The sequence below is a fragment of the Rhizobacter sp. J219 genome (assembly GCF_024700055.1).
GTDB lineage: Bacteria > Pseudomonadota > Gammaproteobacteria > Burkholderiales > Burkholderiaceae_C > Rhizobacter.
Genome location: NZ_JAJOND010000001.1, coordinates 1,411,355 through 1,436,902, shown reverse-complemented (window position 1 = coordinate 1,436,902; position 25,548 = coordinate 1,411,355). Strand labels below are relative to the sequence as shown.

General features: G+C 68.2%; 26 protein-coding genes, 1 tRNA gene and 1 pseudogene. 20 read left to right on the top strand and 8 right to left on the bottom strand.

The genetic code is table 11. The annotated features are described in order from the left end of the window. Positions 1-47: 47 nt before the first annotated feature. Complete coding sequence (locus tag LRS03_RS06545; RefSeq protein WP_257824579.1) at positions 48-1,031, bottom strand: nuclear transport factor 2 family protein; 984 nt, start codon at positions 1,029-1,031, stop codon at positions 48-50. 280 nt (positions 1,032-1,311) lie between these two features. Here LRS03_RS06545 and cysS point away from each other — a divergent pair, with 280 nt between their 5' ends. The 9 genes and pseudogenes from cysS to LRS03_RS06500 all read left to right on the top strand — a co-directional run bounded on the left by cysS (position 1,312) and on the right by LRS03_RS06500 (position 10,380). Then, positions 1,312-2,700: a cysteine--tRNA ligase gene (gene cysS, locus LRS03_RS06540; RefSeq protein ID WP_257829439.1), complete on the top strand. Its 1,389-nt coding sequence runs from the start codon at positions 1,312-1,314 to the stop codon at positions 2,698-2,700. A gap of 2 nt (positions 2,701-2,702) precedes the next feature. Further along, the gene (locus LRS03_RS06535) at positions 2,703-3,344 is read left to right on the top strand and encodes a DNA-3-methyladenine glycosylase family protein (RefSeq protein ID WP_257824578.1); all 642 of its coding nucleotides are present in this window, start codon (positions 2,703-2,705) and stop codon (positions 3,342-3,344) included. Positions 3,345-3,421: 77 nt separating this feature from the next. Then, positions 3,422-4,393, top strand: coding sequence for an acetyl-CoA carboxylase carboxyltransferase subunit alpha (locus LRS03_RS06530; protein WP_257824577.1), 972 nt, complete (start codon positions 3,422-3,424; stop codon positions 4,391-4,393). Next, positions 4,362-5,678 carry a tRNA lysidine(34) synthetase TilS gene (tilS, locus tag LRS03_RS06525; RefSeq protein WP_257824576.1) on the top strand — a complete coding sequence of 439 codons (1,317 nt, stop codon included), beginning with the start codon at positions 4,362-4,364 and terminating at the stop codon, positions 5,676-5,678. The genes LRS03_RS06530 and tilS overlap by 32 nt, the downstream gene beginning before the upstream one ends. Positions 5,679-5,713: 35 nt before the next feature. Then, a complete protein-coding gene (locus tag LRS03_RS06520) occupies positions 5,714-6,982 on the top strand; it encodes an aspartate kinase (RefSeq protein ID WP_257824575.1) in 1,269 nt (422 codons plus the stop codon). A gap of 50 nt (positions 6,983-7,032) precedes the next feature. Beyond that, positions 7,033-7,125 (top strand) — tRNA-Ser (locus LRS03_RS06515). Between the two features lie 127 nt (positions 7,126-7,252). Continuing rightward, positions 7,253-8,376: pseudogene (locus LRS03_RS06510) on the top strand (metallophosphoesterase). Between the two features lie 49 nt (positions 8,377-8,425). Beyond that, on the top strand, positions 8,426-9,121 hold the full coding sequence (locus tag LRS03_RS06505; protein WP_257824574.1) for a c-type cytochrome: 696 nt from the start codon (positions 8,426-8,428) through the stop codon (positions 9,119-9,121). After that, positions 9,118-10,380, top strand: a complete 1,263-nt coding sequence (locus LRS03_RS06500; RefSeq protein ID WP_257824573.1) for a c-type cytochrome — start codon at positions 9,118-9,120, stop codon at positions 10,378-10,380. The genes LRS03_RS06505 and LRS03_RS06500 overlap by 4 nt, the downstream gene beginning before the upstream one ends. Positions 10,381-10,411: 31 nt before the next feature. On the opposite strand, the gene LRS03_RS06495 is transcribed toward LRS03_RS06500, so the two are convergent. Continuing rightward, positions 10,412-11,386: a Bug family tripartite tricarboxylate transporter substrate binding protein gene (locus LRS03_RS06495; protein WP_257824572.1), complete on the bottom strand. Its 975-nt coding sequence runs from the start codon at positions 11,384-11,386 to the stop codon at positions 10,412-10,414. 177 nt (positions 11,387-11,563) lie between these two features. Between LRS03_RS06495 and LRS03_RS06490 the strand changes: the two genes are divergently transcribed. The 8 genes from LRS03_RS06490 (at position 11,564) to LRS03_RS06455 (ending at position 19,420) form a co-directional block, all read left to right on the top strand. Continuing rightward, a complete protein-coding gene (locus LRS03_RS06490) occupies positions 11,564-12,712 on the top strand; it encodes an acyl-CoA dehydrogenase family protein (protein WP_257824571.1) in 1,149 nt (382 codons plus the stop codon). A 19-nt stretch (positions 12,713-12,731) separates the two neighbouring features. Then, entirely contained in the window at positions 12,732-14,870 is a 2,139-nt protein-coding gene (locus LRS03_RS06485; RefSeq protein ID WP_257824570.1) for an acetate--CoA ligase family protein, read from the top strand. Beyond that, entirely contained in the window at positions 14,867-15,970 is a 1,104-nt protein-coding gene (locus LRS03_RS06480; protein ID WP_257824569.1) for a CaiB/BaiF CoA transferase family protein, read from the top strand. Before LRS03_RS06485 ends, LRS03_RS06480 begins: the two co-directional genes overlap by 4 nt. A 28-nt stretch (positions 15,971-15,998) precedes the next feature. Continuing rightward, positions 15,999-17,051 (top strand): class I SAM-dependent DNA methyltransferase, encoded by a 1,053-nt coding sequence (locus tag LRS03_RS06475; RefSeq protein ID WP_257824568.1) that lies wholly within the window; start codon positions 15,999-16,001, stop codon positions 17,049-17,051. Between the two features lie 103 nt (positions 17,052-17,154). Continuing rightward, on the top strand, positions 17,155-17,739 hold the full coding sequence (locus LRS03_RS06470) for a superoxide dismutase family protein (RefSeq protein WP_257824567.1): 585 nt from the start codon (positions 17,155-17,157) through the stop codon (positions 17,737-17,739). A 10-nt stretch (positions 17,740-17,749) separates the two neighbouring features. Beyond that, a complete protein-coding gene (locus tag LRS03_RS06465) occupies positions 17,750-18,076 on the top strand; it encodes a plasmid stabilization protein (protein ID WP_257824566.1) in 327 nt (108 codons plus the stop codon). Positions 18,077-18,090: 14 nt separating this feature from the next. Then, a complete protein-coding gene (locus LRS03_RS06460; protein ID WP_257824565.1) occupies positions 18,091-18,597 on the top strand; it encodes a DUF421 domain-containing protein in 507 nt (168 codons plus the stop codon). Between the two features lies 1 nt (position 18,598). Further along, positions 18,599-19,420, top strand: a complete 822-nt coding sequence (locus LRS03_RS06455) for a mechanosensitive ion channel family protein (protein ID WP_257824564.1) — start codon at positions 18,599-18,601, stop codon at positions 19,418-19,420. Between the two features lie 37 nt (positions 19,421-19,457). Here LRS03_RS06455 and waaF read toward each other — a convergent pair whose 3' ends face one another. Genes waaF through LRS03_RS06440 form a run of 3 tightly spaced genes read right to left on the bottom strand, consistent with a single transcriptional unit; the run spans position 19,458 to position 21,471 of the window. Next, positions 19,458-20,618 (bottom strand): lipopolysaccharide heptosyltransferase II, encoded by a 1,161-nt coding sequence (gene waaF, locus LRS03_RS06450; RefSeq protein ID WP_257824563.1) that lies wholly within the window; start codon positions 20,616-20,618, stop codon positions 19,458-19,460. Next, positions 20,615-21,247 (bottom strand): D-glycero-alpha-D-manno-heptose-1,7-bisphosphate 7-phosphatase, encoded by a 633-nt coding sequence (locus tag LRS03_RS06445; RefSeq protein WP_257824562.1) that lies wholly within the window; start codon positions 21,245-21,247, stop codon positions 20,615-20,617. Before LRS03_RS06445 ends, waaF begins: the two co-directional genes overlap by 4 nt. After that, positions 21,244-21,471, bottom strand: coding sequence for a hypothetical protein (locus LRS03_RS06440; protein WP_257824561.1), 228 nt, complete (start codon positions 21,469-21,471; stop codon positions 21,244-21,246). Before LRS03_RS06440 ends, LRS03_RS06445 begins: the two co-directional genes overlap by 4 nt. Positions 21,472-21,583: 112 nt before the next feature. Between LRS03_RS06440 and LRS03_RS06435 the strand changes: the two genes are divergently transcribed. From LRS03_RS06435 to LRS03_RS06425, 3 genes are all read left to right on the top strand, one after another. Then, complete coding sequence (locus LRS03_RS06435) at positions 21,584-21,724, top strand: CBS domain-containing protein (protein ID WP_257824560.1); 141 nt, start codon at positions 21,584-21,586, stop codon at positions 21,722-21,724. Continuing rightward, the gene (locus LRS03_RS06430) at positions 21,679-22,011 is read left to right on the top strand and encodes a CBS domain-containing protein (RefSeq protein WP_308296398.1); all 333 of its coding nucleotides are present in this window, start codon (positions 21,679-21,681) and stop codon (positions 22,009-22,011) included. Before LRS03_RS06435 ends, LRS03_RS06430 begins: the two co-directional genes overlap by 46 nt. Before the next feature lie 254 nt (positions 22,012-22,265). Next, positions 22,266-23,000 (top strand): esterase/lipase family protein, encoded by a 735-nt coding sequence (locus LRS03_RS06425; RefSeq protein ID WP_257824559.1) that lies wholly within the window; start codon positions 22,266-22,268, stop codon positions 22,998-23,000. A gap of 21 nt (positions 23,001-23,021) precedes the next feature. On the opposite strand, the gene LRS03_RS06420 is transcribed toward LRS03_RS06425, so the two are convergent. The 3 genes from LRS03_RS06420 to LRS03_RS06410 are packed head-to-tail and all read right to left on the bottom strand — an operon-like array spanning position 23,022 to position 25,533. Beyond that, positions 23,022-24,119: a hybrid sensor histidine kinase/response regulator gene (locus LRS03_RS06420; protein WP_257824558.1), complete on the bottom strand. Its 1,098-nt coding sequence runs from the start codon at positions 24,117-24,119 to the stop codon at positions 23,022-23,024. Beyond that, the gene (locus tag LRS03_RS06415) at positions 24,116-24,706 is read right to left on the bottom strand and encodes a chemotaxis protein CheB (protein ID WP_257824557.1); all 591 of its coding nucleotides are present in this window, start codon (positions 24,704-24,706) and stop codon (positions 24,116-24,118) included. Before LRS03_RS06415 ends, LRS03_RS06420 begins: the two co-directional genes overlap by 4 nt. Further along, a complete protein-coding gene (locus LRS03_RS06410; protein WP_257824556.1) occupies positions 24,703-25,533 on the bottom strand; it encodes a CheR family methyltransferase in 831 nt (276 codons plus the stop codon). The genes LRS03_RS06415 and LRS03_RS06410 overlap by 4 nt, the downstream gene beginning before the upstream one ends. Positions 25,534-25,548 lie beyond the last annotated feature (15 nt).

Below are 25,548 nucleotides of genomic sequence, written 5' to 3'. Positions count from 1 at the left end.
CCTGGCCTTGTGCGCGAACCGGGTGAGAAGGGCCTGTCCCGCGGGGCTCACGAGCCGGTGCTTTCCTTCTGGATCAGCCAGCGGCCGGAGACCTTCACCAGTTCAAGCGTCTTGCGGCTGGAGACCTTCAGCGCATCGGCGCTGTACTGCTGGCGGAACTGCACGATGGCCTTGTCGCCCTGCATGCGGGTCTCGACGTCGCTGAGCGTGACCGAGATGCTGCGCTTGCCCTCGATGCGGGCGCGGCGCTCGCCTTCCCAGGCCTTGCGGTTCTTGCCGCCAGTGAAGGTGGGGATGTAGGCGGCGAGGTAGGCATCGACGTCCTTGCGACTCCAGGCATTGGCCCAGGCCTGCACGGCCACCTCGGCCTCTTGTACGGCGTCGCCGGTCGCGGGCGTGGCGGGCTTCGCAGGGGCCGGCGGTGCAGCAGGTGCAGGGGTGGCCTTCGCGGTCACGGTCGCCGGTGCCGGTGCTGGCGCGGGGGGCGCGGCGGAGGGCTTTGGTGCCGCCACGGGCTTTGCCGTCGCCACGGCCAGCGGCGACGCCTTGGGCGTGAACAGGTCGCGGATCATCGCAAGCTTGGGTCCGACCTTGGCCGTGTTGCTGCCCTCCATTTGCAGCGCCTTGGAATAGGCCTGGCTCGCGAGCTTGGCGTACACGTCGCCCAGGTTCTCGTAGGCGGTGGCGTAGCTCGGGTTGGTGCGGATGGCCGCTTCGAGGGCGCGGCGGGCCTGGTCGTACTGCCCCTGCTTGCTGTAGAGCACCGCGAGGTTGTTGTAGGGCTCGGGCAGTTCGGGGAAGTCTTCGGTCAGCTTGACGAAGATGGCGGTGGCTTCGACGCTCTTGCCCTGCTCGGCGACCGCGAGGCCTTTCAGGAAGCGCATGCGTGCGTCACGCGGATGGCTGGCGAGGAACTGGTCTGCCTTGTGCACTGCTTCCGCCCACTGGCCGGTGCTGAACAGGCGGTCGACCTCGGTGTATTCGTCGGCTTGTGCGCTTGTGGCAAAGGTCAGCACGGCCGCGATGGCCATGCTCAGAAGCGAAGAAGGAAGACGGGCCATCGACGACATGGGGTGAGGTTGCCGGCGCCGGACACGAGGCGCCAGGAGGCTCGGATGGGCCTTCGGTGGGCGGTTGCGCAAGAGGTGAAGTGGCGAGGGTCGCCACCAAAAGCCCGGCCGCTATACTCCGAAAATTGTATCGCAGGCCCATTGCCCGACGCCCTTCAACAGCTCATGGCCAGCGCTTCCAACTGAAGCCGGCCGGTTGAATCTCACAGCATCGGGCGTCTTCCAGTTCCCACTCCAGCCGATGACCTTGCGCATCTTCAACACCTTGACCCGCCAGACCGAGGTGTTCGCTCCGATCGAGCCCAACCATGTGCGCATGTACGTCTGCGGCATGACCATCTACGACCTGTGCCATGTGGGCCATGCGCGCTTCATGATGGCCTTCGATGTGGTGGCGCGCTGGCTGCGGGCATCGGGCTACCGCGTCACGTATGTGCGCAACATCACCGACATCGACGACAAGATCATCAAGCGCGCGCTCGAGCGCAACATCCCGATCCGCCAGTTGACGGCCGAGATGACGCAGGCGATGCACGAAGATGTTGCCGCGCTCGGCATCGAGCCGCCTACTCACGAGCCGCGGGCCACCGAATACGTGCCGCAGATGCTGCAGATGATCAGCACGCTCGAACGAAAGGGTTTCGCCTATCGCGCGCCAAACGGTGACGTGAACTACTCGGTGCGCAAGTTCGAGGGCTACGGCAAGCTGTCGGGCAAGTCGCTCGACCAGTTGCGTGCCGGCGAGCGTGTGGCGGTGCTCGATGGCAAGGACGACCCGCTCGACTTCGTGCTGTGGAAGTCGGCCAAGCCCACCGAGCCCGAAGACGCCAAGTGGGCCAGCGAGTACGGTCCCGGCCGCCCCGGCTGGCACATCGAGTGCTCGGCGATGAGCTGTGCGCTGCTCGGCGAGCAGTTTGACATCCACGGCGGTGGCGCCGATCTGCAGTTCCCGCATCACGAAAACGAGATCGCGCAAAGCGAAGGCGCGACCGGCAAGCGCTTCGTCAACCTGTGGATGCACAACGGCTTCCTCAACGTCGTCAACGAGCAGGGGGAAGGCGAGAAGATGTCGAAGTCGCTCGGCAACTTCTTCACCATCCGCGACGTGCTGAAGCACTACGACGGCGAGACGCTGCGCTTCTTCATGCTGCGCACGCACTACCGCAGCCCGCTGAATTTTGGTGATGCCAACTTGCAGGATGCGCGCAACGGCTTGCGCCGGCTCTACACCTCCTTGCTGGAACTCGAAGTGCCGGCGACGCCGGTGGATTGGTCGCAACCGCAGGCCGCACGTTTTCGCGATGCGATGAACGACGACTTCGCCACGCCTGAAGCGGTGGCCGTCCTCTTCGAATTGGCGGGCGATGTGAACCGCACCCGCTCACCCGAGCAGGCTGCGCTGCTGAAGGGGCTCGCCGGTGTGCTGGGCCTGCTGCAACAGAACCCGCGCGCCTACCTGCAAGGCGGCGCGTCGGTCGACGACGCGGCGATCCAGGCCAAGATCGACGAACGTGCCGCGGCGAAGAAGTCACGCGACTTCGCGCTCGCCGACAAGATCCGCCAAGACCTCCTCGCGCAAGGCATCGTGCTGCAGGACTCGCCGCAAGGCACTACCTGGACCAAGGCCTGACCGTGGTGCGTACCGTCACCCCCGACTATTGGGACGAGGCGTGCAGGCACCTCGCCAAGCGCGATCGTGTGATGCGCAAGCTCATTCCCCAGTGTGGGGAAGGGCAGCTGCAAAGCCGCGGCGACGCCTTCACCACACTCGCCCGTTCCATCGTCGGCCAGCAGATCTCGGTCAAGGCCGCACAGGCGGTGTGGGATCGGTTCGTCGCGCTGATGGACGGTGCTCCGACGCGCGTGTTGCCAGCCGCCGTGGCGCAGATCGAGGCGGCGGTGATGCGCAGCGCCGGTTTGTCGGCACGCAAGGTCGAGTACTTGCTCGATCTGGCCCAGCACTTCGAATCGGGCAAGGTCCATGTGCGCCAGTGGCAGCAGATGGACGACGAAGCCATCATCGAGGAGCTGGTGGCCATCCGTGGCATCGGCCGCTGGACGGCTGAAATGTTCCTCATCTTCCACCTGATGCGGCCCAATGTGCTGCCGCTCGATGACGTCGGGCTCATCAAGGGCATCAGCCTCAACTACTTCAGCGGAGAGCCGGTTTCGAGGGCCGAAGCACGGGAAGTGGGCGATGCCTGGGCCCCATTTCGCTCGGTGGCCACGTGGTACATTTGGCGCAGCCTCGACCCTCTGCCTGTGGCTTACTGAGACCCCGTCTCCTATCGAGACCTCTCGCCTCACGCAAAACGCGCGCCCTGCGCGTCAACACACTGGGATCTAGACGGATGAGCAAACGACACTTCCTCGAGTTCGAGCAACCCATTGCCGAGCTTGAAACCAAGATCGAAGAGCTGCGCTACGTGCAAAGCGAATCGGCGGTCGACATTTCCGAAGAGATCGACCGGCTCGGCAAGAAAAGCCAGCAGCTCATCAAGGACATCTATTCCAACCTGACCCCGTGGCAGGTGACGCAGATCTCGCGGCATACGCAGCGTCCGTATGCGATGGACTACATCAACGAGGTCTTCACAGACTTCCAGGAACTGCGCGGCGACCGCCACTTCGCCGACGATCAGTCCATCGTCGGCGGCCTCGCCCGCTTCAACGGCCAGGCCTGCATGGTCATCGGCCACCAGAAGGGCCGCGACACCAAAGAGCGTGCGATGCGCAACTTCGGCATGTCGCGCCCCGAGGGTTATCGCAAAGCCTTGCGCCTGATGAAGCTGGCCGAGAAATTCGGTCTGCCGGTCTTTACCTTGGTCGACACCCCGGGGGCCTATCCTGGCATCGGTGCCGAAGAGCGTGGCCAGTCGGAAGCCATCGGCCGCAACATTTACGAGATGGCGCAGCTCGAAGTGCCCATCATCGCCACCATCATCGGCGAAGGTGGCTCGGGAGGTGCGCTCGCCATCAGCGTGGGCGACCAGGTGCTGATGCTGCAGTATTCGGTGTACTCGGTGATCACCCCGGAAGGTTGCGCCTCCATCCTGTGGCGCACCGCAGAGCGTGCGTCCGATGCTGCCGAGCAGCTTGGCATCACCGCACACCGCCTGAAGGCGTTGGGCCTGATCGACAAGATCGTCAACGAGCCGGTGGGCGGTGCGCACCGCGATCCGAAGCAGATGTGCGCCTTCCTCAAGCGCGCACTGAACGACGCGCTCCGCCAGGTCGTCGACCTCAAGCCCAAGGAACTGCTGCAGAGGCGCTACGAGCGCCTGCAGTCCTATGGCCGCTTCACGGACACCAGCGACCGCTGATCCGCTTCGTCGCGTCGCGGTCGCCTACAGCGCCGGCCGCGATTCCACCGCCCTGCTGCATGCCACCGCCTCCGCGGCCGTGGGGCAGGGCGTTGAAGTTCTTGCCCTCCACGTCCACCATGGGCTGAGTGCCCATGCCGACGACTGGCTCGCGCATGCACAACGGCAATGTGCCCGCTGGGCGAAGCAAGGCTTGCCGGTGCGCTTGTGTGTGCGCAGGTTGACCCAGCAGCCGCTGGCGGGTGAAAGTGTTGAAGCCTGGGCGCGGCGGGAGCGCTACCGCGCATTGCGAGAGATGGCCCTCCAGGAGGGGGCTTCGGTGGTGTTGCTCGCCCACCACCAGCGCGACCAGGCCGAGACGCTGTTGCTGCAGGCCTTGCGCGGTGCAGGTGTGGCCGGCTTGGCCGGCATGCCGCAGGTGGCCGAGCGTGATGGCGTGCGCTGGGAGCGTCCCTGGCTGCAACGCCCGCGCTCCGCGATCGACGCCTATGTGCGGCAACACCGATTGCGCTTCGTCGAGGACGACAGCAACGAGCAGCCGCGCTTTGCACGCAACCGGCTGCGCCTCCAGGTGTGGCCGGCCTTGACGGCAGCCTTCCCGCAAGCCGAGGGCAGCCTCGCCGATGCGGCTACCTGGGCGGCGCAGGCGACCAGTGCCCTGGCCGAATTGGCGGCGATCGACCTGGCGGGTGTGGCCGATGCGCGTGGCCTGCAACTCGCCGCGTGGCAGCGGCTCAGCGTGCCGCGGCAGGTCAATGTCCTGCGGGCCTGGTTGCAGCGCGAAGGCGGAGCGCTGCCGAGTTCCACGCTGCTGCAGCGCTTGCTGGCCGAGCTGCCGGGCTCGGGCGAGGCCCGTTGGGACTGGCCGCCCGGGAGCCTGCACCGCCATCGCGGCCGCCTGGTGCACGAGCCTTCCGTCGCAAGCCCGACGACGTTGCCGGAAACCTCCTTGCGCATCACGCGCCCGGGCCGCTATCCCCTTCCTGGCTGGGGCGGCGTGCTGGTCGCCTCCAAGGTCAACGAAGGCGGCGCGCACCCCGCCTGGATGGCACAGCTCGACCTGTCCCCGCGCAGTGGCGGCGAGCAGTTCATGGCCGGCATCGGGCGCCCCATGCGCAGCCTCAAGAAGCAGTACCAGGCAGCCGACGTGCCGGCCTGGGAGCGCGACGGGCCCCTCGTCTACAGCGGCGGTCAACTCGTCTTCGTGCCGGGGCTGGGCATTGATGCACGCGTGCAAGCGTTGCCTGGCCAGCCGCAGCTGGGCCTGCGCTGGCAGCGCGGCTAAAATGCGCGGTTTCCTTCCTTGGACCAGCTCTTTTCATGGCACTCATCGTTCACAAATACGGCGGCACCTCCATGGGCTCCACGGAGCGCATTCGCAACGTCGCCAAACGCGTGGCCAAGTGGGCGCGCGCCGGGCACCAGATGGTGGTGGTGCCGTCGGCCATGAGCGGTGAGACCAACCGCCTGCTCGGCCTGGCCAAGGAGCTGTCGCCCGAGATTGCAAGCGACGGCGTGCTGCGCGAGCTCGACATGATCGCCTCCACCGGCGAGCAGGTATCGGTCGGCCTGCTGTCGATCGCGCTGCAGGCCGAAGGCCTCCAGGCCGTGAGCTACGCCGGCTGGCAGGTGCCCATCGCCACCGACTCGTCGTACACCAAGGCCCGCATCCAGAGCATCGACGACAAGCGCGTGCGCGCCGATCTCGCCGCCGGCAAGGTGGTCGTCATCACCGGCTTCCAGGGCGTGGACGACAAGGGCAACATCACCACGCTCGGCCGTGGCGGCTCCGACACCTCGGCGGTCGCCGTGGCGGCCGCGATGAAGGCCGACGAGTGCCTCATCTACACCGACGTCGATGGCGTCTACACCACCGACCCGCGCATCGTGCCCGAGGCACGTCGCCTGCACACCGTGAGCTTCGAAGAGATGCTCGAGATGGCCAGCCTCGGATCCAAGGTGCTGCAGATCCGTTCGGTCGAATTCGCCGGCAAGTACCGCGTGCCCACCCGCGTGCTCTCCAGCTTCACCCCCTGGGACATCGACCTCGCTGAAGAGGCCAAGTCCGGCACCCTGATCACTTTTGAGGAAGACGAAAAAATGGAACAAGCCGTTGTTGCAGGCATCGCGTTCAACCGTGACGAAGCCAAGATCACCGTCGCCGGCGTGCCCGACAAGCCCGGCATCGCGTTCCAGATCCTCGGCCCGGTGGCCGACGCCAACATCGACGTCGACGTGATCATCCAGAACGTGTCGCACGACGGGAAGACCGACTTCTCGTTCACCGTGCACCGCAACGACTACGCCCGCACCCTCGACCTGCTGAAGAACAAGGTGCAGCAGCAGATGGGCGCCAAGGAAGTGACCGGCGACAACAAGATCTGCAAGGTGAGCATCGTCGGCATCGGCATGCGTTCGCATGTGGGCGTGGCCGCCAAGATGTTCCGGTGCCTGTCGGAAGAGGGCATCAACATCCAGATGATCACCACCAGCGAAATCAAGACCAGCGTGGTGATCGACGAGAAGTACATGGAGCTCGCCGTGCGTGCGCTCCACAAGGCCTTCGACCTCGAACAACAACCAGCCTGAACGGGCTGACTTTTTCGGCGGCCTTCTGAACTAGAATGCCGCCCTGTGCTGGAGACGTGACCGAGTGGCCGAAGGTGCTCCCCTGCTAAGGGAGTATGTGGGCAAAACCTGCATCGAGGGTTCGAATCCCTCCGTCTCCGCCAGCCAGATCTGCGAGTGATTTGCAAAAGCCCCGGTCCCGGGGCTTTTTTGCGTCCGGGCCCCGCCGGCCATTGAAGTGGCGCACAGTCGGGCCCACCTGAGGCCTCTGCCCGGAACGCGAAGCTCGCCATGCCTTTCACCACCCTCTCGCTCATCGTGGCGCTGCTGCACCTGTACATCGGTTGGCGGCTGGTGCCGCAGCTCGACCTCGTCGCGGGTTGGGGCCTGGCCGGGGTGCTTGTCGCCTCGGCGGTGTTGATGCCGCTCAGCATGGTGGCCCGCCGCATGCGCCACCGCCGTGCCGCCGAGGTGCTCGGCTGGGCAGGCTTCATCTTCATGGGGTTCTTCTCTTCCCTGTTCGTGCTGACACTCTTGCGCGAGAACTCGTGCTGCTGGTGGGAGCGCTGGCGGGCGCCGGGGTTGAGTTGGCGCGTGGGACGGGGCAGGGCGTTCCCGCCCTCGCCGTCCTCGTCACGGCGTGGGGATTCATCAATGCCCGCCGCCGCGCCCGTGTCGTCTCGGTCGAGGTGCCGATTGCCGGCCTGCCGCCTTCGCTGCAGGGCTTCACCATTGCGCAGATCAGCGACATCCACGTCGGCCCGACGATCAAGGCACCCTACCTGCGCGCGATCGTCGACACCGTCAACCAGCTCGATGCCGACATGGTGGCCGTCACCGGCGACCTGGTCGACGGCAGCGTGCGTGAACTCGGCCCGCACGTGGCCCCGCTGGCGGAGCTGCGCTCACGTCACGGCACCTTCTTCGTGACCGGCAACCACGAGTACTACTCAGGCGCGCACGCCTGGATCGCCGGCTTCAAGCGACTGGGCATCCGCGTACTGCTCAACGAGCACACCGTGCTGCAGCATGGGGCCTCGCCCCTGCTGGTGGCAGGCGTGGCCGACTACACCGCGCATCTCTTCGACCCCTCGCATCGCAGCGACCCCCAGGGCGCGCTCGCCGGCGCCCCGGCCGATGCCACCGTGCGCGTGCTGCTCGCCCACCAGCCGCGCAGTGCCGAGGCGGCCGAGCGCGCCGGCTTTCAGCTCCAGCTCTCGGGCCACACACATGGCGGCCAGTTCTTCCCATGGAACTTCTTCGTGCCGCTGCAGCAGCCGTTCACCGCCGGCCTGCACCGCCTGCGCAAGCTGTGGGTCTACGTGAGCCGCGGCACGGGTTACTGGGGACCGCCCAAGCGCCTGGGGGCGCCCTCCGAGATCACGCGGCTGCGACTGGTGCCCGCCACCGACTGAGACAATTTGTCCAGTGCGCGCGGCCACCGCTCACCGATAAGCTCGCACCATGAAGGCTCTCTCTGCGCTGCTCGTGTGTGTGTTGTGGTCGGCGTCGGCCGCGGCGGTTGAAGACAGCATGGCCCAGCGCATGGAAGCCTGCACCGGCTGCCACGGCCCCGAGGGCCGCGCGGCGCGCGATGGCTACTACCCGCGCATCGCCGGCAAGCCAGCCGGCTACCTCTACAACCAGCTCGCCAACTTCCGCGATGGCCGGCGCCACTACCTGCCGATGACGCGGCTGATCGATCCGCTGTCAGACACTTACCTGCGCGAGATCGCCAGCCACTTCGCCTCGCTCGACTTGCCGTACCCGCCGCCGCGGCCGGCCCAGGTGTCGGGCGACGTCCTGGCGCGCGGTGAAGCGCTCGCGCTGCGTGGTGACCCCGCGCGCAAGATCCCCGCGTGTGCACAGTGCCACGGCGCCAGCTTCACCGGCGTTACGCCGCATCTGCCGGGCCTCTTGGGCATTCCGCGCGACTACATCGCGGGGCAGCTCGGAGCGTGGAAAGCCGGCAGCCGCCGTGCGATGGCGCCCGACTGCATGGCGCAGATCGCGAAAGCGCTCAGTGCCGACGACGTGAGCGCCGTGTCGCATTGGTTGGCCGCCCAGCCCTTGCCCGCGTCGGCCAAGCCCGCGGCGGCGCTGCCGGCACCGATGCCGATGGGCTGTGGCGGCACAGGCGAAGGGAGCGTTGCACGATGAAACGCGCGCTGGGTGCATTGCTCGCATTGCTGGTGCTGGCGGGCGGTGTGATCGTGGCCCTCAACCTGCGCGGAGAAGACGCGCTTGACGATGCGGCGCCGACGTCCGCCACCGCCGCGCCCGAGCTGGTCCAGCGTGGCGAGTACCTCGCCCGTGCCGGCAACTGCATGGGCTGCCACACCGATCGCGGCGGTGCACCGTATGCCGGCGGCCGTGGCATCGACACCCCGTTCGGCACGATCTACAGCCCCAATCTCACCCCCGACATGGCGACAGGCCTCGGCAGCTGGAGCGCCGGGCATTTCTGGCGCGCGCTGCACAACGGGCGCTCGCGCGATGGCCGCCTGCTGTCCCCTGCGTTCCCGTACACCAGCTACACGCTGGTCACCCGCGCCGACTCCGACGCCCTCTACGCCTACCTGCGCAGCCTGCCGGCAGTCACCCAGCCGAACCGCCCGCATGCGATGCGCTTTCCCTACGGCACGCAGGCGGCGCTGGCCGTGTGGCGCGCGCTCTATTTCAAACCCGAGGCGCACACGCCCGACGCATCGCAGACGGCCGCCTGGAACCGCGGCGCCTACCTCGTGCGCGGCCTCGGGCACTGCACCGCGTGCCACGGCCACCGCAATGCGCTCGGCGCCACCGGCGGCACGCTCGACCTGAGCGGCGGGCTGATTCCGGTGCAGAACTGGTACGCCCCGTCGTTGAGCGACCCGCAGGAGGCAGGCGTCAGCCACTGGTCGCCACAGGAGACCGCCACGCTCCTCAAGGCCGGCGTGAGCCCGAGGGCCTCGGTGCTCGGCCCGATGGCCGAGGTGGTGGTGGGCAGCACGCAGCACCTGCGCGACGACGACCTGCTCGCGATGGCCGAGTACCTGCGCAGCCTGCCGCCCACCCGTTCACGCGTGACGCGCCTCGAAGGTCCGGCGCCCGACCTCGCGCGTGGCGCGAAGCTCTACGGCCTGCATTGCGCCGGCTGTCACGGCGAGAAAGGCGAGGGCGCCAAAGGCATCTACCCGGCGCTCGCCGGCAATCGCGCCGTCACGATGGCCACGCCGGCGAACCTGGTGCGCGTGCTGATGGAAGGCGGCTTCACGCCGTCGACCGCGGGCAATCCGCGGCCCTTTGGCATGCCGCCGTTTGCGGGCGTGCTGGGTGACGACGACATCGCCGCGCTGCTCTCGCATGTGCGCAGCGCCTGGGGCAACCAGGCCGCGCCGGTGTCGGCCTTCGAGGTGTCGCGCTACCGCGAGCGCTGAGCGGCGTTTGCCGCGCGAGGGCAGGCCGCCGTCAATTGAGCGTGGCTCCCGACACCTTGACCACCTCCGCCCACTTCTTGATCTCGTCGGCGATGAAGGCCCTGAACTTCGCTTCGTCGTGGTCCACCAGCGGCTGGCTGCCGATCTCTTCGAAAGGCGCGACCACGGCCTTGTCGGTCAGGGCCTGGTGCATGGCCTCCGAGAGTTTCTTCACCACCGGCTGCGGCGTGCCGACCGGCACCACGATGCCCGACCAGCTGCTCGATTCGAGCCCCGGGAATCCGGCCTCGCCGATTGTCGGCACGTCGGGCAGTGCGGGCAGGCGCTTGTTGCCCATCACCGCCAGCGCGCGCAGCTTGCCGGCCTTGATGTGCGGCAGCAAGGTGACGGTGTAGTCGTACATCAGGTCGAGCCGGCCGCCCAGCAGGTCTTGCAGCGCGGGCATGCTGCCTTTGTAGGGCACGTGCGTCATCTTCGTGCCGGTCTTGGTCTGCACCATCTCGCTCGTGAGATGCGTGCCAGTGCCCGGGCCGGCCGAGCCGTAGTTGAGCGTGCCGGGGTTGGCCTTCGCAAAGGCGATCAGCTCCTGCATGCTCTTGTAGGGCCGTGAGGCTTCGACCACCAGCACGGTGGGCGACATGAACATCCCGTGCACCGGGATGAAGTCGCGCAGCGGCTGGTACTTGAGCGTCTTGTAGAGCGCGAGGTTCGCCGCCATCGTGCCCGAGGTGGCGTACAGCACGGTGTAGCCGTCGGGCGGCGCACCTGCAACCTGCTCGGTGGCGAGCGAGCCGCCCACACCCGGCCGGTTCTCCACCACGAACGGCTGGCCCAGCACCTCGCCCATCTTCTTCGAGATGGCACGTGAGGTGGTGTCGGTCACGCCACCGGGGGTGAACGGCACGACCCAGGTGATGGGCTTCACCGGATAGGTTTGTGCACGCGCGGGCATTTCAGACAGCACCAGGGCGGCCACCGCCATCAACAGGACACGCAACTTCGTCATCGCATTTCCTTTCGTTCCATGCAGCGCACCGCATCGGTTGGGACACAAGAAAAGGCCGAGCAAGTTACTTGCAGACTAACAAGCAAATTCGCTAATGTGCATGCACGTTTGCCCCACGTGCTGTTCTGCGCGCCGAACGACACCATCGGGGTTCCACCACCCACGAAGTCCAGGACGATGAGCATCGATCTGAACGCCGAGCAAGTCACGCTGCGCGACAGCATCCGGCGTTTCATGAAGGCCGAAGTCGTGCCCTTGATCACGCAGCACGAGGCCGAGCGCAGTTTCCCGTTCGAGCTGCTGCCGCGCCTGGCCGAGTTCGGCTACCTCGGCGGCACGCTGTCGGAAGACGACGGCGGCATGGGGATCGACTACCCCACCTGGGCCATGATGATGGAAGAGGCCGGCTACCACTGGCTCTCCTTGCGCACCATGTGCAACATCACCAACGGCTCGATCAACCGCATCGCCACCCATGGCACCCCCGAGCAGAAAGAGCGTTTCCTCAAGCCCGCGCTGCGCGGCGAGCTGAAGGTCTGCACCGGCCTCACCGAGCCCGAGACCGGTTCCAACATCGCCGGCATCCAGACGCGCGCCGAATTGAAAGGCGACCACTGGGTCATCAACGGTCGCAAGATGTGGATCACCAATGGGGCCTTCGCCGACTTGGCGATGATCGTGGCGCGCACCTACAGCCCCACCTGCGATGGGGCCTTGTCGGCTTTCATCGTCGAGCGCGCGGAAAGCCCGTACGACGTGCGACGGCTCGACACCATGGTCCTGCGCTGCACCGGCACCGCCGAGCTCGGGTTCACCGACGTGAAGATTCCGAAGGACAACCTCGTCGGCCAGGAGGGCCAGGCGCTGAGGGGCACTTTGAAGGGCCTCGATGCGGCGCGCCTCAACATCGCGATGGGCGCGGTGGGCGCCGCGCAGGCCGCGCTCGACCTGTCGATCGAGTACGTCAAGCAACGCAAGCAGTTCGGCCGCCTCATCGGCAGCTACCAGCTGGTGCAGAAGCACATCGTCGACATGACGGTGCGGGTGGAAGCTGCGCGTGCGCTGGGCTACCGCGCCGCCCATGCGCTGCAGCGCGGGCAGGACGTGCGCCAGGCCTGCTCGATCGCCAAGCTCTATGCCACCGAGTCGGCGCACGAAGTGGCGAGCATGGCGCTGCAGGTGCACGGTGGCAGCGGCTACTCGACCGACCTGCCCATCGAGCGCATCTTCCGCGACACCCGCGGCGGCATGATCCCGGAGGGCACCACCGAGATCCAGACGCTCATCATCGGCCGCGAGATCCTGGGCATCAACGCCATCTCCTGAGCTCCTGACCTTCGCTCCCATGCACGACACGCTGCCCGATTTGTCTCTCCTGTGCTCGCCGCGCTCCGTTGCGCTCGTAGGCGCCTCCGACGACCCCGGCAGCATCGGCGGCCGCGCGCGCATCAACCTGCTGCAGCATTCCGACTTCACCGGCGACGTGATGCTCGTCAATCCGAAGCGCGAGACGGTGGCCGGCATGCGCTGCTGGCCGGATGTGGCCTCGCTGCCGGTGACGCCCGACCTGATCCTGGTCTCCGTGCCGGCCGTGCATGTCAACACCACGCTGCGCCAGGCCGCGGCGCGCGGCGTGCCGTTCGCCATCGTCTACACCTCCGGCTTCGGCGAAGCGGGCACCGCCGGCAGGCAGCTCGAAGACGAGATGCGCAGCATCGTCGCCGCGTCGACGCTGCGCGTCTACGGCCCCAACTGCCCGGGCCTGTGCAACATCAACGAGCGACTCGGTTTCACCTTCTCGCCTTCGTTCCAGCACGACCTGCGCCGCGGGCCGATCGGCCTTGCCACCCAAGGCGGTGGCCTCGGCCGCAACGTGCTGCAGGCGATGGACAGGGGCCTTGGCATCGGGCTGTGGTGCTCGTCGGGCAACGAGGTCGACCTGCAGGTGAGCGACTTCATCGCGCACATGGCCGATGCCGACGGCATCGAGGTCATCGTCACGTTGATCGAAGGCATCAAGGACGGCCGCAAGTTTGTGCGCGCGGTGCAGCGCGCCGGTGGCAACGGCAAGCCGGTCATCGCGCTCAAGGTCGGCCGCTCGGCGTACGGGCAGAAGGCCGCGATGTCGCACACCGGCTCGCTCACCGGCTCGGCCGAGGTCAACAGCGCGCTCTTCCGCCAGCTCGGCGTGATCGAGGTCGACGACATCGATGAACTCGCCGACACCGCTGCGCTCATCGCACGTGCCAGGCCGCCGAAGACCCGGCGCGACATCGCGATCTACTGTTCGTCGGGCGGTGCCTCGGCGCTGACGGCCGACATGGTCGGCCAGGCCGAGCTGAAGCTTGCGCAGTTCGCGCCGGCCACCACGCAGTTGCTGGGCGACAGCCTTCCTTCGTATGCAGCGATCGGCAACCCGGTCGACACCACCACCGCGGTGATCACCGATCCGCAGCTGATCGACAAGACGCTGCTCGCGGTGTGCGAAGACCCCAGTGTCTCGCTCGTGCTCTTTCCGGTGACCATCGACTATGGCGACGTGACCATCAAGGTCGCCGAAAGCGCGGTGCGCGTGCAGCAGCAGACCGACGTGCCCATCGTGCCGGTCTGGATGAGCAGCCGCCGCGGCGAAGCGGTCGAGGTGTACGCCCGCGCCGGCATGGTGCCGGTGGGCTCGGTCGGCAAGGCGGTGAAGGCGGTGAAGCGCTGGCTGGCGTGGGCGGAATGGGTGGCACAGCAGACGCCGGGCTCGGCGGCTTTCGAGCCCTTGTTGCTGCGCATGCCGCACGGCACACCCGAGGGCACGACGTGCACGCTCAACGAACACGACGCCAAGGCCTTGCTGCGCACGGCCGGCATCGCGCTGCCGGCCTCGGGCGTGGCCCGCACCGCTGACGAAGCGGTGCAACTCGCCCAGCGGATCGGCTACCCGGTGGTGGCCAAGCTGCTGAGCGCCGCCATCACGCACAAGACCGAGGTCGGTGGCGTGGTGCTCGACATCGCCGGCGACGATGCGCTGCGCGAGGCCTGGTCGCGCATCCACGCCGACGTGGCCCGGCATCGCTCCGAGGTAACGATCGACGGCGTGCTTATTGAGGCGATGGCGCCCGCCGGCGGCGTGGAGACGCTGGTCGGCGTGAGCCGCGACCCGGTGCTCGGCCCGGTGCTCACCTTCGGCCTCGGCGGCGTGCATGTGGAACTCTTCCGCGACGTCAGCCGCCGTGTGCTGCCACTGTCGCGCCGCGAGGCCGAGGCAATGGTGCGCGAGATCCGCGCCTTCCCGCTGCTCGACGGCCTGCGCGGGCGGCCCAAGGCCGACGTGCCCGCACTCGTCGACCTGCTGCTGAAGGTGTCGGGCTTCGTGGCCGCCCATGCCACGCAGATCGACGAGATGGACCTGAACCCAGTGTGGGTCGGCCCGATGGGGCAGGGCGCGTGTGCGCTCGACGCGGTGATCGTCGGCCGCTTCGAGGCCAAGCCATGAGCGTGGCCTGGCTGCCCCGGGCCACCGAGGGTGGCCCACTTGCCGGGGTGCGCGTGCTCGACTTCAGCGAGCTGCTGCCCGGCCCCTTCCTCACGCAGAGCATGGTCGGTTTCGGTGCCGACGTGCTGAAAGCCGAACGCCCGAGCGGAGACGCGGCAAGGCGCATGGCGCCGGCGCTTTTCGAGGCCATGAACCGCGGCAAGCGCTGCTTCAACGTCGACCTGAAGCACGACGCGCAGCGTGCCCAGGCGCTCGCCCTGGCCGACGAGGCCGACGTGCTGGTCGAGGCCTTCCGTCCTGGGGTGCTTGATCGGCTGGGCCTGGGGTACGCGGCGCTGGCGGCGCGCAATCCGCGGCTGGTGGTGGTCTCGCTCACTGGCTACGGCGCGAGCGGCCCGCGGGCGCAGTGGCCGGGCCACGACATCAACTACCTCGCCGCCAGCGGCTCTCTCGCGCTGACGAGCGCGGGCACAGGCGGCAGCGGCGCCCCGGCCTTCGCCGTGCCGGTGGCCGACCTGGGCGGCGCGGTCTACGCGCTCGCCGCCGTCAACGCGGCGCTGTTCCAGCGCGAGCGCAGCGGCCGTGGCCAGCGCCTCGACGTGTCGCTCACCGACTGCATGCTGCACTGGATGAACACCCGCCTGGTGGCCTTCCGCCACAACGGCGCCCACGATCTGGCCGCGCAACGGCGCACCGTGAGCACCCGGCCGGCCTATGGCGTGTTCACCTGCGGCGACGGCCTGCCGCTCAGCGTCGCGGCGCTGGAAGACCATTTCTGGAAGGCGCTGGTGCAGGCCCTGTCGCTCGATGCATGGCGGGGCGAGGCGCATGCAAGCTACACAAAGCGCATGCCGCACGCCCAGGCCATCAACCACGACCTGGGCGCGGCGCTGGCCCGCCTGCGCCGCGCCGACGCGGTGACACGGCTGGCCGAGGCCGACGTGCCGGTGTTCGAGGTGCTGGCGCCAGACGAGCTGCCCGACGCCGAGCAGTTCGCCGCCCGGGGCCTCTACACACCCACTGGCAGCGGCGCGCTGTGCCGGTTCCCGGTGCGCATGGATGGCGTGGGCGACCCGCCGCTGAAGCCGCAGACCGCCTGAGCGGTTCCGGCCGGGATAATCGCCGGCCATGTCGTCACCTCCACCTGATTCCACCGCGTTCGAGCAAGCCAAGGCCGCCTTCTTCGACGGCCTCGCGCACCTGCAGGCCGGCCGCCCGGCCGAGGCCGAGCGCGCCTTCGAGCGCTCGCTGCAGCACGTGCCGGGCCGCGTGTCGACGCTGATCAACCTGGCCGCGGCGCGTGTCGCGCTCGAACGCCCGGCCGAGGCCATCGCGACCGCCGACCAGGTGCTGGCGGTCGAGCCGGGCAATGCCGATGCGCTGCTGCACCGCAACGCCGCCCTGAGCCAGCTGATCGAGCGCGCCGACCTGGCGCGCGACGGTGGCCAGCTCGACAGCGCCCGTGCGCTCTACCGCCAGGCGCTCTCGTTCGGTGCCGACCGCGAGTTGATGGCGTACTGCCTGGCCGGCCTGGGCGATGCGGCCGCGCCGCCCAGCTCGCCGGTGGCGTACGTACAGGCGCTCTTCGACGACTACGCCGCCGACTTCGACCGGCACCTTGTCGACGTGCTGCGTTACCGCGTGCCCGAAGGCCTCGCGGCGCCGCTCGCGCAGCTGCATCCGCAGCCTTTCCGTTCGGCGCTCGACCTCGGCTGCGGCACCGGGCTGTGCGGGCCGCTGGTGCGCCCGCGTGTGCAGCGCCTCGTGGGGCTTGACCTGTCGCCGCGCATCCTGGAGCAGGCGCGCGCACGCGGCATCTACGACGAGCTGCACCAGGGCGAGATCCTCCAGCACCTGAACCAGAGCGCCGAGCAGCACGACCTCGTGCTGGCGGCCGACGTGTTCATCTACGTGGGCGACCTCGAACCGGTCTTCAGCGCGCTGCGGCGCATGGTGCCGGCAGGTGGGATCTTTTGCTTCTCGGCCGAGACCGCCGGGGCCGACGAGGCCACCGGCTTCACGTTGCAGCCCAGCCTGCGCTACGCCCACCACGAGAGCTACCTGCGCACGCTGGCCGAGCGGCACGGCTTCGAGCCGCTGCGCATGGCACGCGAGACGGTGCGCGAAGACCAGCGGGTGCCGGTCGAAGGCTTGCTGGTACACCTGCAACGCCAGGGTTGAGCGGCGGTGCCGCGGGCTGACGCCGGGTTTCGGTGTCGTCCTACAGCCCGAGCAAGAGCGGCGCGCGACCATCGCAGCTCGTCGTCTTCTTGCGAAGGTTGCCATGCTGCATCGTCTGTCCATCCGCCTGCTGGCTCCGTGCCTTGCGGCCGCGCTCACGGCCGCGTGTGCCAGCAAGCCCCAGCCGCCCACCGCGGTGGCCATGCTCAACCCGACGCAGGGCGAGAAGGCCAACGGCATCGTGCGCCTTGTGCAGGAAGGCGACCGCGTGGTGCTGAGGGCGCGCGTGTCGGGTCTGGTGCCGGGCCGTGAGCACGGTTTCCACGTCCACGAGAAAGGCGATTGTTCGGCGCCCGATGCCAGCAGTGCCGGCGAGCACCTCAACCCGCAAGCCAAGCCGCACGGCCCGCAGCATGCCGAGCACCACGCCGGTGACCTGCCATCGCTGAAGGCTGATGCAGGCGGCATGGCCGCGACGAGTTTCGAGGTGAAGGGCACGCTGCTCGGTGCCGGTGCCACCGACCTGATCGGCAAGGCGCTGGTCGTGCATGCCGACCCTGACGACTACATGACGCAGCCTTCGGGCAACAGCGGCCGCCGCATTGCCTGTGGCGTGATCGCCAGCCCGGTCAAGCCCGGCGGGCTGGGCGGCAACTCCGAGGGCAAGACCATCCCCAAGCAGATGTGAGGAGCACGCCATGCCAGAGAACCGTTGGAGCGACAAGCGCGAGCGCCAGTACGCGCACATCAAGGACAGCCTCAAGTCCCGCGGCAAGGGCGAGAAGCTCGCCGAAGAGATCGCCGCACGCACCGTCAACAAGGAGCGCGCCCGCCACGGCGAGGCGAAAGAAGTGAGCCGCAGCTCGATCGACGACGTGTCGTCCGGGCACCGCGGCGGCAAACGCTCGCACAGCGGCGAGGGCGGTCGCACCTACGACCAGCTCTACAACGAGGCGAAGAGCCGTGGCATCAAGGGCCGTTCGAGCATGACCAAGGCACAGCTCGAAAAAGCCGTGGGCCGCTGAAGGAGGCCCGGGCCTTGGAGGAACTCTTCCGGCTGTCCGTCTCGCCCTGGGAGCTGATCGCCCGCGGCACGCTGATCTTCTGGTTCCTGTTTGCGATCTTCCGCTTCGTGATGCACCGCGACGTGGGGTCGGTCGGCCTGGCCGACGTGCTGGTGCTGGTGCTGATCGCCGATGCGGCGCAGAACGCGATGTCCGGCGGCTACGAGTCGGTGACCGACGGGGTGATCCTCATCTCGACGATCGTTGCCTGGAACTACCTGCTCGACTGGGGCGCCTACCGCTTCGAGTGGGTGCGCCGCGTGGCCGAGCCGCCGCCGCTGCTACTGGTGCGCTCGGGCCGCATCGTGAGGCAGAACCTGCGCCGCGAGATGATGACGGTCGACGACCTGATGGCCAAGCTGCGCGAGCATGGCGTTGACGATCTCGCTCAGGTCCGCAAGGCCTTCATGGAAGGCGACGGCGCCGTCACCGTGATCCGTTGGCGCGACGCACGCCCCAAGCCCGCGCAGCGCCAGGCCTGACATGCGAACACCCGACTGGCTCGCCGCCTGGCGCGACTACGACATCGAGCTCTTCACGCTCGGCGACGCGAGTTTCACCGTCTCGTCACTGGTGAAGGTCTCGGTCTTCCTGATCGGCCTCTTCTGGGTCGCCGGCGCCTTGCGCAACTGGCTGATCCGCCGTGCGCTCACCCACACGCAGCTCGACGAAGGCACCCGCCAGGCCTTCGGCTCGATGCTGCGCTACCTGGTGCTCATCGTCGGCTTCATGCTCATCCTGCAAAACGCGGGCATCAACCTCACCGCGCTCAGCGTGGTGGCCGGCGCGCTCGGCGTGGGCGTGGGCTTCGGCTTGCAGAACGTCTTCAGCAACTTCGTGAGCGGCGTGATCATCATGGTCGAGCGGCCCATCAAGGTGGGCGATCGCGTGGAGACGGCGACCATCGAAGGCACGGTGCGCGAGATCGGTGCCCGGCGTACCACCATCGTCACGCACGACAACATCGCCATCCTCGTGCCCAACCAGAAGTTCATCACCGACCAGGTGACCAACCTCGTCTATGCCGAGGCGCCGATCCGCCTGCGCATTCCCGTCCACGTGGCCCTCGGCAGCGACCCGGCGTTGATGGAGAAGATCATGCTGGAAGCCGCCCGACAGCATCCCGAGGTGCTGAAGGAGCCGGGGCCCGAGGTGCTGCGTCCCACGCTGGCGGCGGCCTCGCTGCATTTCGAACTGTGTGTGTGGCACTCGGCGCGCGGGCCGGTGCGCCGCCAGCTGACGAGCGAGCTGAACCGCTTGATCGACCAGCGCGTGCGCGACGCCGGGATTCAGTACGCCGCCTGAGCCGGCTCGCGGCCGGCGCACGCAGCGCCGAGGCCGATCATCCGAAGGCGGCCAGCGCGCTCGTCGCGTGCAGCGGCCGCGGGGGTGCCCACACCGGCGGCGGCGCCTCGATCAGGTCAAGCGCGGCCTCGACCACCTCGTCGGGCTGGACCTTCAGCAGGCAGTCGTGGTGGCCTTGCGGGCAGTGGCTCCTCAGGCAGTCGCGGCAGGGCACGTCGTGGTTGAGCACATGCGCCTTGGCGCGCCACGGCGTGTGCTGCGAATGGGTCAGCGCGTACAGCACCACCACCGGCGTCTCGACCGCGGCAGCGATGTGCGCCGGCCCGCTGTTGTTGCACAGCGTGACCTCGGCGCCTGCAATGAGTGCGGCCAGCTCGCCGAGCGTCAGCTGGCCGGCGAGCGAGACCGACGGCCCCGACATCTCGGCCTGGGCCGTCGCCACCACCGCCTGCTCGTCGTGACCGCCGCTGTAGACAACCTGGCAGCCGGTGTCGCGGCGGATGCCTTCGGCCGCGATGCCGAAACGCTCGGCCGGGTAGCGGCGCGAGGCGGCGGTGGCTCCGGGGTGCACCACGATGTAGGGCCGGTCCAGGTCGCCCCCGGCGGCGATGAACTTGCGCCGCATGTTGAGCACGTCGGTCGCGGCGTAGCGGAACACGAGCCGCTCGTTGGCCGTGTGGAAGCCGACCGCGCGCACCAGGTCGAGCTGGCGGGCCACTTCATGGCGCATGCCTTCGCGGCACTCGTCGCGGTCGGGCACCCAGTCGGTCAGCAGGTCGTATGGGTTTTCGCGGCAGTGCGCGAGCCGCAGCGGGATGCCGGCCAGCCGGCACATCATCGCCGCCGGCAGCGCGCTTTGCGTGCAGCCGCTGAAGATGATCGCGGCGTCGAAATGGCCGCGCCGCAGGGTGGTCAGGAGCCGCCGGTCGGTCAGGTCGCCGTGCGACGCGCCTTTCACCCACGGCGCGTCGTACGCGATGACCTCGTCGATCGCCGGCACGTGGCGCGCGAGCGCGCTGCCCGAGCGCGAGCCGAGCAGCGTGATGCGGGCCTGTGGCGAGCTCTGGCGGATGGCCTGGATGGCGGGCGTGCTCATCAGCACATCGCCAAGGTTGTCGAGGCGCACGACGAGGACGTTGCGCGCCGCATGCCAGGCCGTCCAGCGGCTGTTCGGGTGCACGGCTGAAGCGGGGCTCATGGGGTCTCCTGGATGAGAGTCGGCGGGGTGGCGGAAGCGGGCGCGGCGGCGAGGATGTGTTGCGCCGCCCGCAGCAGGTCTTGGCAGCGCGCATGCGGCGTGCGCAACGGTGACAGGCGCCACACCGTCTCGTTGCCCACGTCGAGCAGCACCGTGCGGCAGCCGGCGCGCTGGCCGGCTTCGATGTCGTCGAGCATGTCGCCCACCATCCACGACCGCCCGAGGTCGAGGTGCTGGGCCTGCGCAGCCTGGTGCAGCAGTCCCGGTGCGGGCTTGCGGCACAGGCAGCCTGCCATGCGCGGCGCTGCGGGGGCGTGCGGGCAGGCGTAGAAGCCGGCGAGGGTGATGCCTTCGTCTGCGAGCCGTGCTTCCATGGCGCGCTGCAATCGCGTAAGCGCGGCACGGTCGAAGAAATGGAAGGCGATGCCCGGCTGGTTGGTCACGACCACGAGCTTGAAGCCGGCCGTGGCGAGCTGGCGCAGGGCCTCGAAGGCATGCGGCGAGAAACGCATGCGCGACGGGTCGGCGTTGTAGGGCAGGTTTTCGACCAGCGTGCCGTCCTTTCCGATGAACACGGCTGGCGAGCGCGGCGGCTCGGGAGACCGGGTGTCTTCCAGGCCGAGGATCATGGCGCGAACGCCCGCTCGCTCGTGGCCCCGTGCAGCTGTCGCCCGGCGGGCTCGGGCAGGTCGAGCGCCTGCAGCCGGCACACGGTCCGATAGACCTCGACGAGCTGCTGCGTGACCTGCTCCCAGGTGAACATCGAGCGCGCCCGGTGGGCGTCTGCGCCGCCCAGCGTGGCCAGCGGCGAGGCGTGTGCGCTGATGAGCGCGATGCGCAGGGTCTCGTGCATGCAGGTCTCCGGGTTCGGCAAGCTTGAAGACCCTATGGCAAGGCGCGTTCCGCCGCAGAGGAATGCGGGTTGCCGCGCCTTGAGCGTTCAACGTCCGAAAAGGAGAGTGGCCATGCAGACCGTTTCAGAGGTGATGACGCGCAACGTCGAAGTGATTGCGCCGGAGGAGTCGCTGCAGCGCGCCGCGCAGCTGATGGACGAGCCAACGTGGGCGCCTTGCCGGTGTGCAGCGGCAAGGAGCTTCTGGGCATGATCACCGACCGCGACATCACGGTGCGTGCGGTGGCGGCCGGCCAGGGCCCGTCGGACACCTGCGTGTCCGACGTGATGAGCGAGCACGTGCGCTGGGTCAACGAAGACGACAGCACCGCGACCGCGGTGCACCACATGAGCGACATGCAGGTGCGGCGGCTGCCGGTGCTCAATGCGCGGCGCGAGCTGGTGGGCATCGTCTCGCTCGGTGACCTGGCCACGCACCACACGGTGCAGGCCGACGAAGCGCTGCGCGAGATCTCCACGCCCTCGCAGCCCGACCGCTAGCGCCCGGTCGGCCCGCCGTGCTTTGCGCCCGCCCGCAAACTTTGCCGCATCTCGCGGCGTGTGGCGGCTCTCCTTCATGTGTGGGGGGTGCCGGTGTGCGCCCCGCGAGTGCGGGTGGATGAAGCGCCAACCGTCGGGAAGACTGCGTAGGCGAATTCGCACATGCGAATGGTCTGCGCTGCCGATGGGCGAGACGCGCTGTCTGGCTCATCATGCGCTGCAGCACAGATCACTCTCTCGAAAGGACGAAGCACATGAACAAGATGATGGCTGCCCCCCACGCGGTTGCCCCTTCGTTGGCCTTGCTGGGAGTGGAACCGTTTCGCGCGGTGATCGAATACGCCGGCATGCACCTGATGAACCGGGAGGTCCTGCCCGAAGGTGACGGCCATCCCGTGATCATCTTTCCCGGCCTTGCGGCCGACAAACGTTCGCTGGTGCCGCTGCGCAACTGCTGCGAGGCGCTGGGCTATGCGGTCTATGACTGGGAGCAGGGCTTCAACACCGGCCCCAAAGGCGACATCGACGAGTGGCTCAACAACCTCGCGACGCACGTGCGTGGCGTGGCGACGCTGCACAACCGCAAGGTGAGCCTGGTCGGCTGGAGCCTGGGTGGCATCTATGCACGCGAGATCGCCAAGCTTCAGCAGCCGCTGGTGCGGCGCGTGATCACGCTCGGCACGCCGCTGCTCTCGCACGGCGATGAAACCAACGTGGGCTGGCTGTACCGGCTGGTGAGCGGCAAGCCGCCCTTCGTCGACGATCAGCTCGCCGCGCGCCTGCGCGCCGCGCCGCCTGTGCCCACCACCTCGATCTACTCGCGCACCGATGGTGTGGTGGCCTGGGAGAGCTGCCTGCTCGACGGCGACTGCGACGGCGGAGAAAACGTCGAGGTCGAGGGCAGCCACATGGGCCTGCCCTGGAATCCGCAGGTGCTGGCCATCGTGGCCGAGCGCCTGGCGCGCAGCGAGGCGCTCGCCGCGGGTTGAGGCCTCAGCCTCGGGGCAGGCTCACGTCGAAGCGGGTCGGGCGCCCGGGCTCCGACGCCACCTGGATCGACCCCCGTGCGCGTGCACGACCTGCTGCACGATGTAGAGCCCGAGCCCGAGTCCCTCGGTGCGGGTGCTCTGCCGCTGGCCGCGCCGGAACGGGTCGAAGATCGTGGGCAGCAGTTCGGCAGGAATGTTGCCTTCGTTCATCACCGACAAGACCACGTGGTCGGGTCGTCGTCCATCGAGCCTCACGGTGACCGCGTCGCCGGTGCCATGCCGCATGGCGTTGCCGACCAGGTTTGAGGCCACCTGCACCAGACGATCGGCGTCCCAGTTGCCGACCAGGTTGCCCTCGGGCTCCAGCTGTACCTGCCGCTCGGGGTGAAGCACCTGTCGTTCCTGGATGACCGATTGCACGAGCGGCACCAGGTCGACCTGCGCGCGGGTAATGGGAATGCCGTGCCCCAGCCGCACCCGCGTCACATCGAGCAGGTCTTCGATCATGCGGCCCATCCACTTGGCGCTGCGCGCGATGCGCCCGCCGATCGCCTGGGCGTCGGGGTCGTCGCGCTTCTCCAGGATCTTGGCCGACAGCTGGATGGCCGACAGCGGGCTGCGCAGGTCGTGGCTCAGCACCGCGGTGAACATCTCCTGGATGCGCAGCGAGTTGGTGCGCTCCTGCAGCTCCCAGGCGAGCTGCTGCTTCTGGCGCCAGAGCTGGAAGAAGACCTCGGCCTTGCTCTTGAGGATGTGAGGCTCGATGGGCTTGAAGAGGAAGTCGACCGCGCCGCTCTCGTAGCCCTGGAACTGGCGGTGCCGGTCGCTGCTGCCGGCGGTGACGAAGATGATCGGCACGTCGCGCGTGCGCTGCACGCCACGCATCATCTCGGCGAGCTGGAAGCCGTCCATCTCGGGCATCTGCACGTCGATGAGCGCGAGCGCCACCTCGTGCACCAGCAGGATCTCGAGCGCCTCGGTCCCCGAGCGGGCCTGCAGCAGCTCGACCTCGTCGTCGGCCAGCAGGGCCGAGAGGGCGTGCAGGTTTTCCGCCAGGTCGTCGACGAGCAGGCACTTGACCTTGGGGCGGGGGGCGGGGTGGCGGTTGTCCAGGTTCATGCAGAAGGCACGGCAAGGCTGCCGATCAGTTGGGCGATGCCGGCAAGCGTCAGCACGTGGTCCACAGGGCTCGCGCGCAGGGCCGACTCGGGCATGTAGGGCGACAGAGCTTCCTGCGGTTGTTGCACGACGGTGATGCCGCCAGCGCGGTGTACGGCGGCCAGGCCGGCGGCGCCGTCCTGGCTGGCGCCGGTGAGCACGACCGCCAGCAGGTGCTCGCCGTAGACATCGGCGGCGGTTTCGAAGAGCACGTCGATCGAGGGGCGCGAATAGTGCACGGGCTCGTCGACCGAGAGCGCGAAGCTCGGGCCCTGGTCGATGAGCAGGTGGTAGTCGGCCGGCGCAAAGTACACCGTGCCCGGTTCGATGGGCGCCTTGTCCTGCGCTTCCTGAACGGCGAGCGCGCACCGGCGCGAAAAGATCTCGACCAACAGGCTCGGCTTCTCGCGCGGCAGGTGCAGGACCACGATGACCGGCGCCGGCAGGCCGGGCGGCAGAGCGGGCAGGAGCACGGCAAGCGCATCCACGCCGCCCGCGGAGCCGCCGATCACGACGGCATCGATCCGGCGCGAAGACGGTGCACTCATGTCTCGCTCCTGCGCTGGAAGATGCGCTCTTGCGGCACGAAGTCGTCGAACGCCTCGCGATGGACCGAAAAGCGCAGCGACTCCTTGCTGCCGATGCCGAGGAAGCCCTTGCGGCACAGGGCCTCGCTGAAGAGGCCGAGCGCGCGGTCCTGCAGCTGGCGGTCGAAGTAGATCAGCACGTTGCGGCACGACACCAGGTGCACCTCGGCGAACACGCTGTCGGTCGCGAGGCTGTGGTCCGAGAACACCATGCGCTTGCGCAGCGATTTGTCGAACACCGCCCGCCCATAGGCCGCGGTGTAGTGATCCGACAGCGACGAGTGCCCGCCGCTCTTCTGGTGGTTCTGCGTGTACAGCGCAATCTGCTCCAGCGGGTAGACGCCGGCCTCGGCGCGTTTCAGGGCATCGGTGTTGATGTCGGTCGCGTAGATCAGCGTGCGGTCGAGCAGGCCTTCCTCGCGCAGCAGGATGGCCAGCGAGTACGCCTCTTCGCCCGCGCTGCAGCCGGCCACCCAGACCTTGAGCGAGGGGTAGGTGCGCAAGAGCGGCACCACCTCGTCGCGCAAGGCCTTGTAGTAGCTTGGGTCGCGAAACATCTCGCTCACCTGAACCGTGAGGTAGTCGAGCAGCGACGGGAAGATGGCCGGGTCGCGAAGCAGCTTGTCCTGCAGCTGCGACAGCGAGCTGCACCCGAAGCGCACCATCGCGCTGGCCATGCGGCGCTTGAGCGAGGCGGTGGCGTAGCCGCGAAAGTCGTAGTGGTACTTGTGGAAGATCGCGTCGATGAGCAGGCGAAGCTCGATGTCCTGGTCCCGGCTGGTGGGCATGGTGAATGGGCTCGG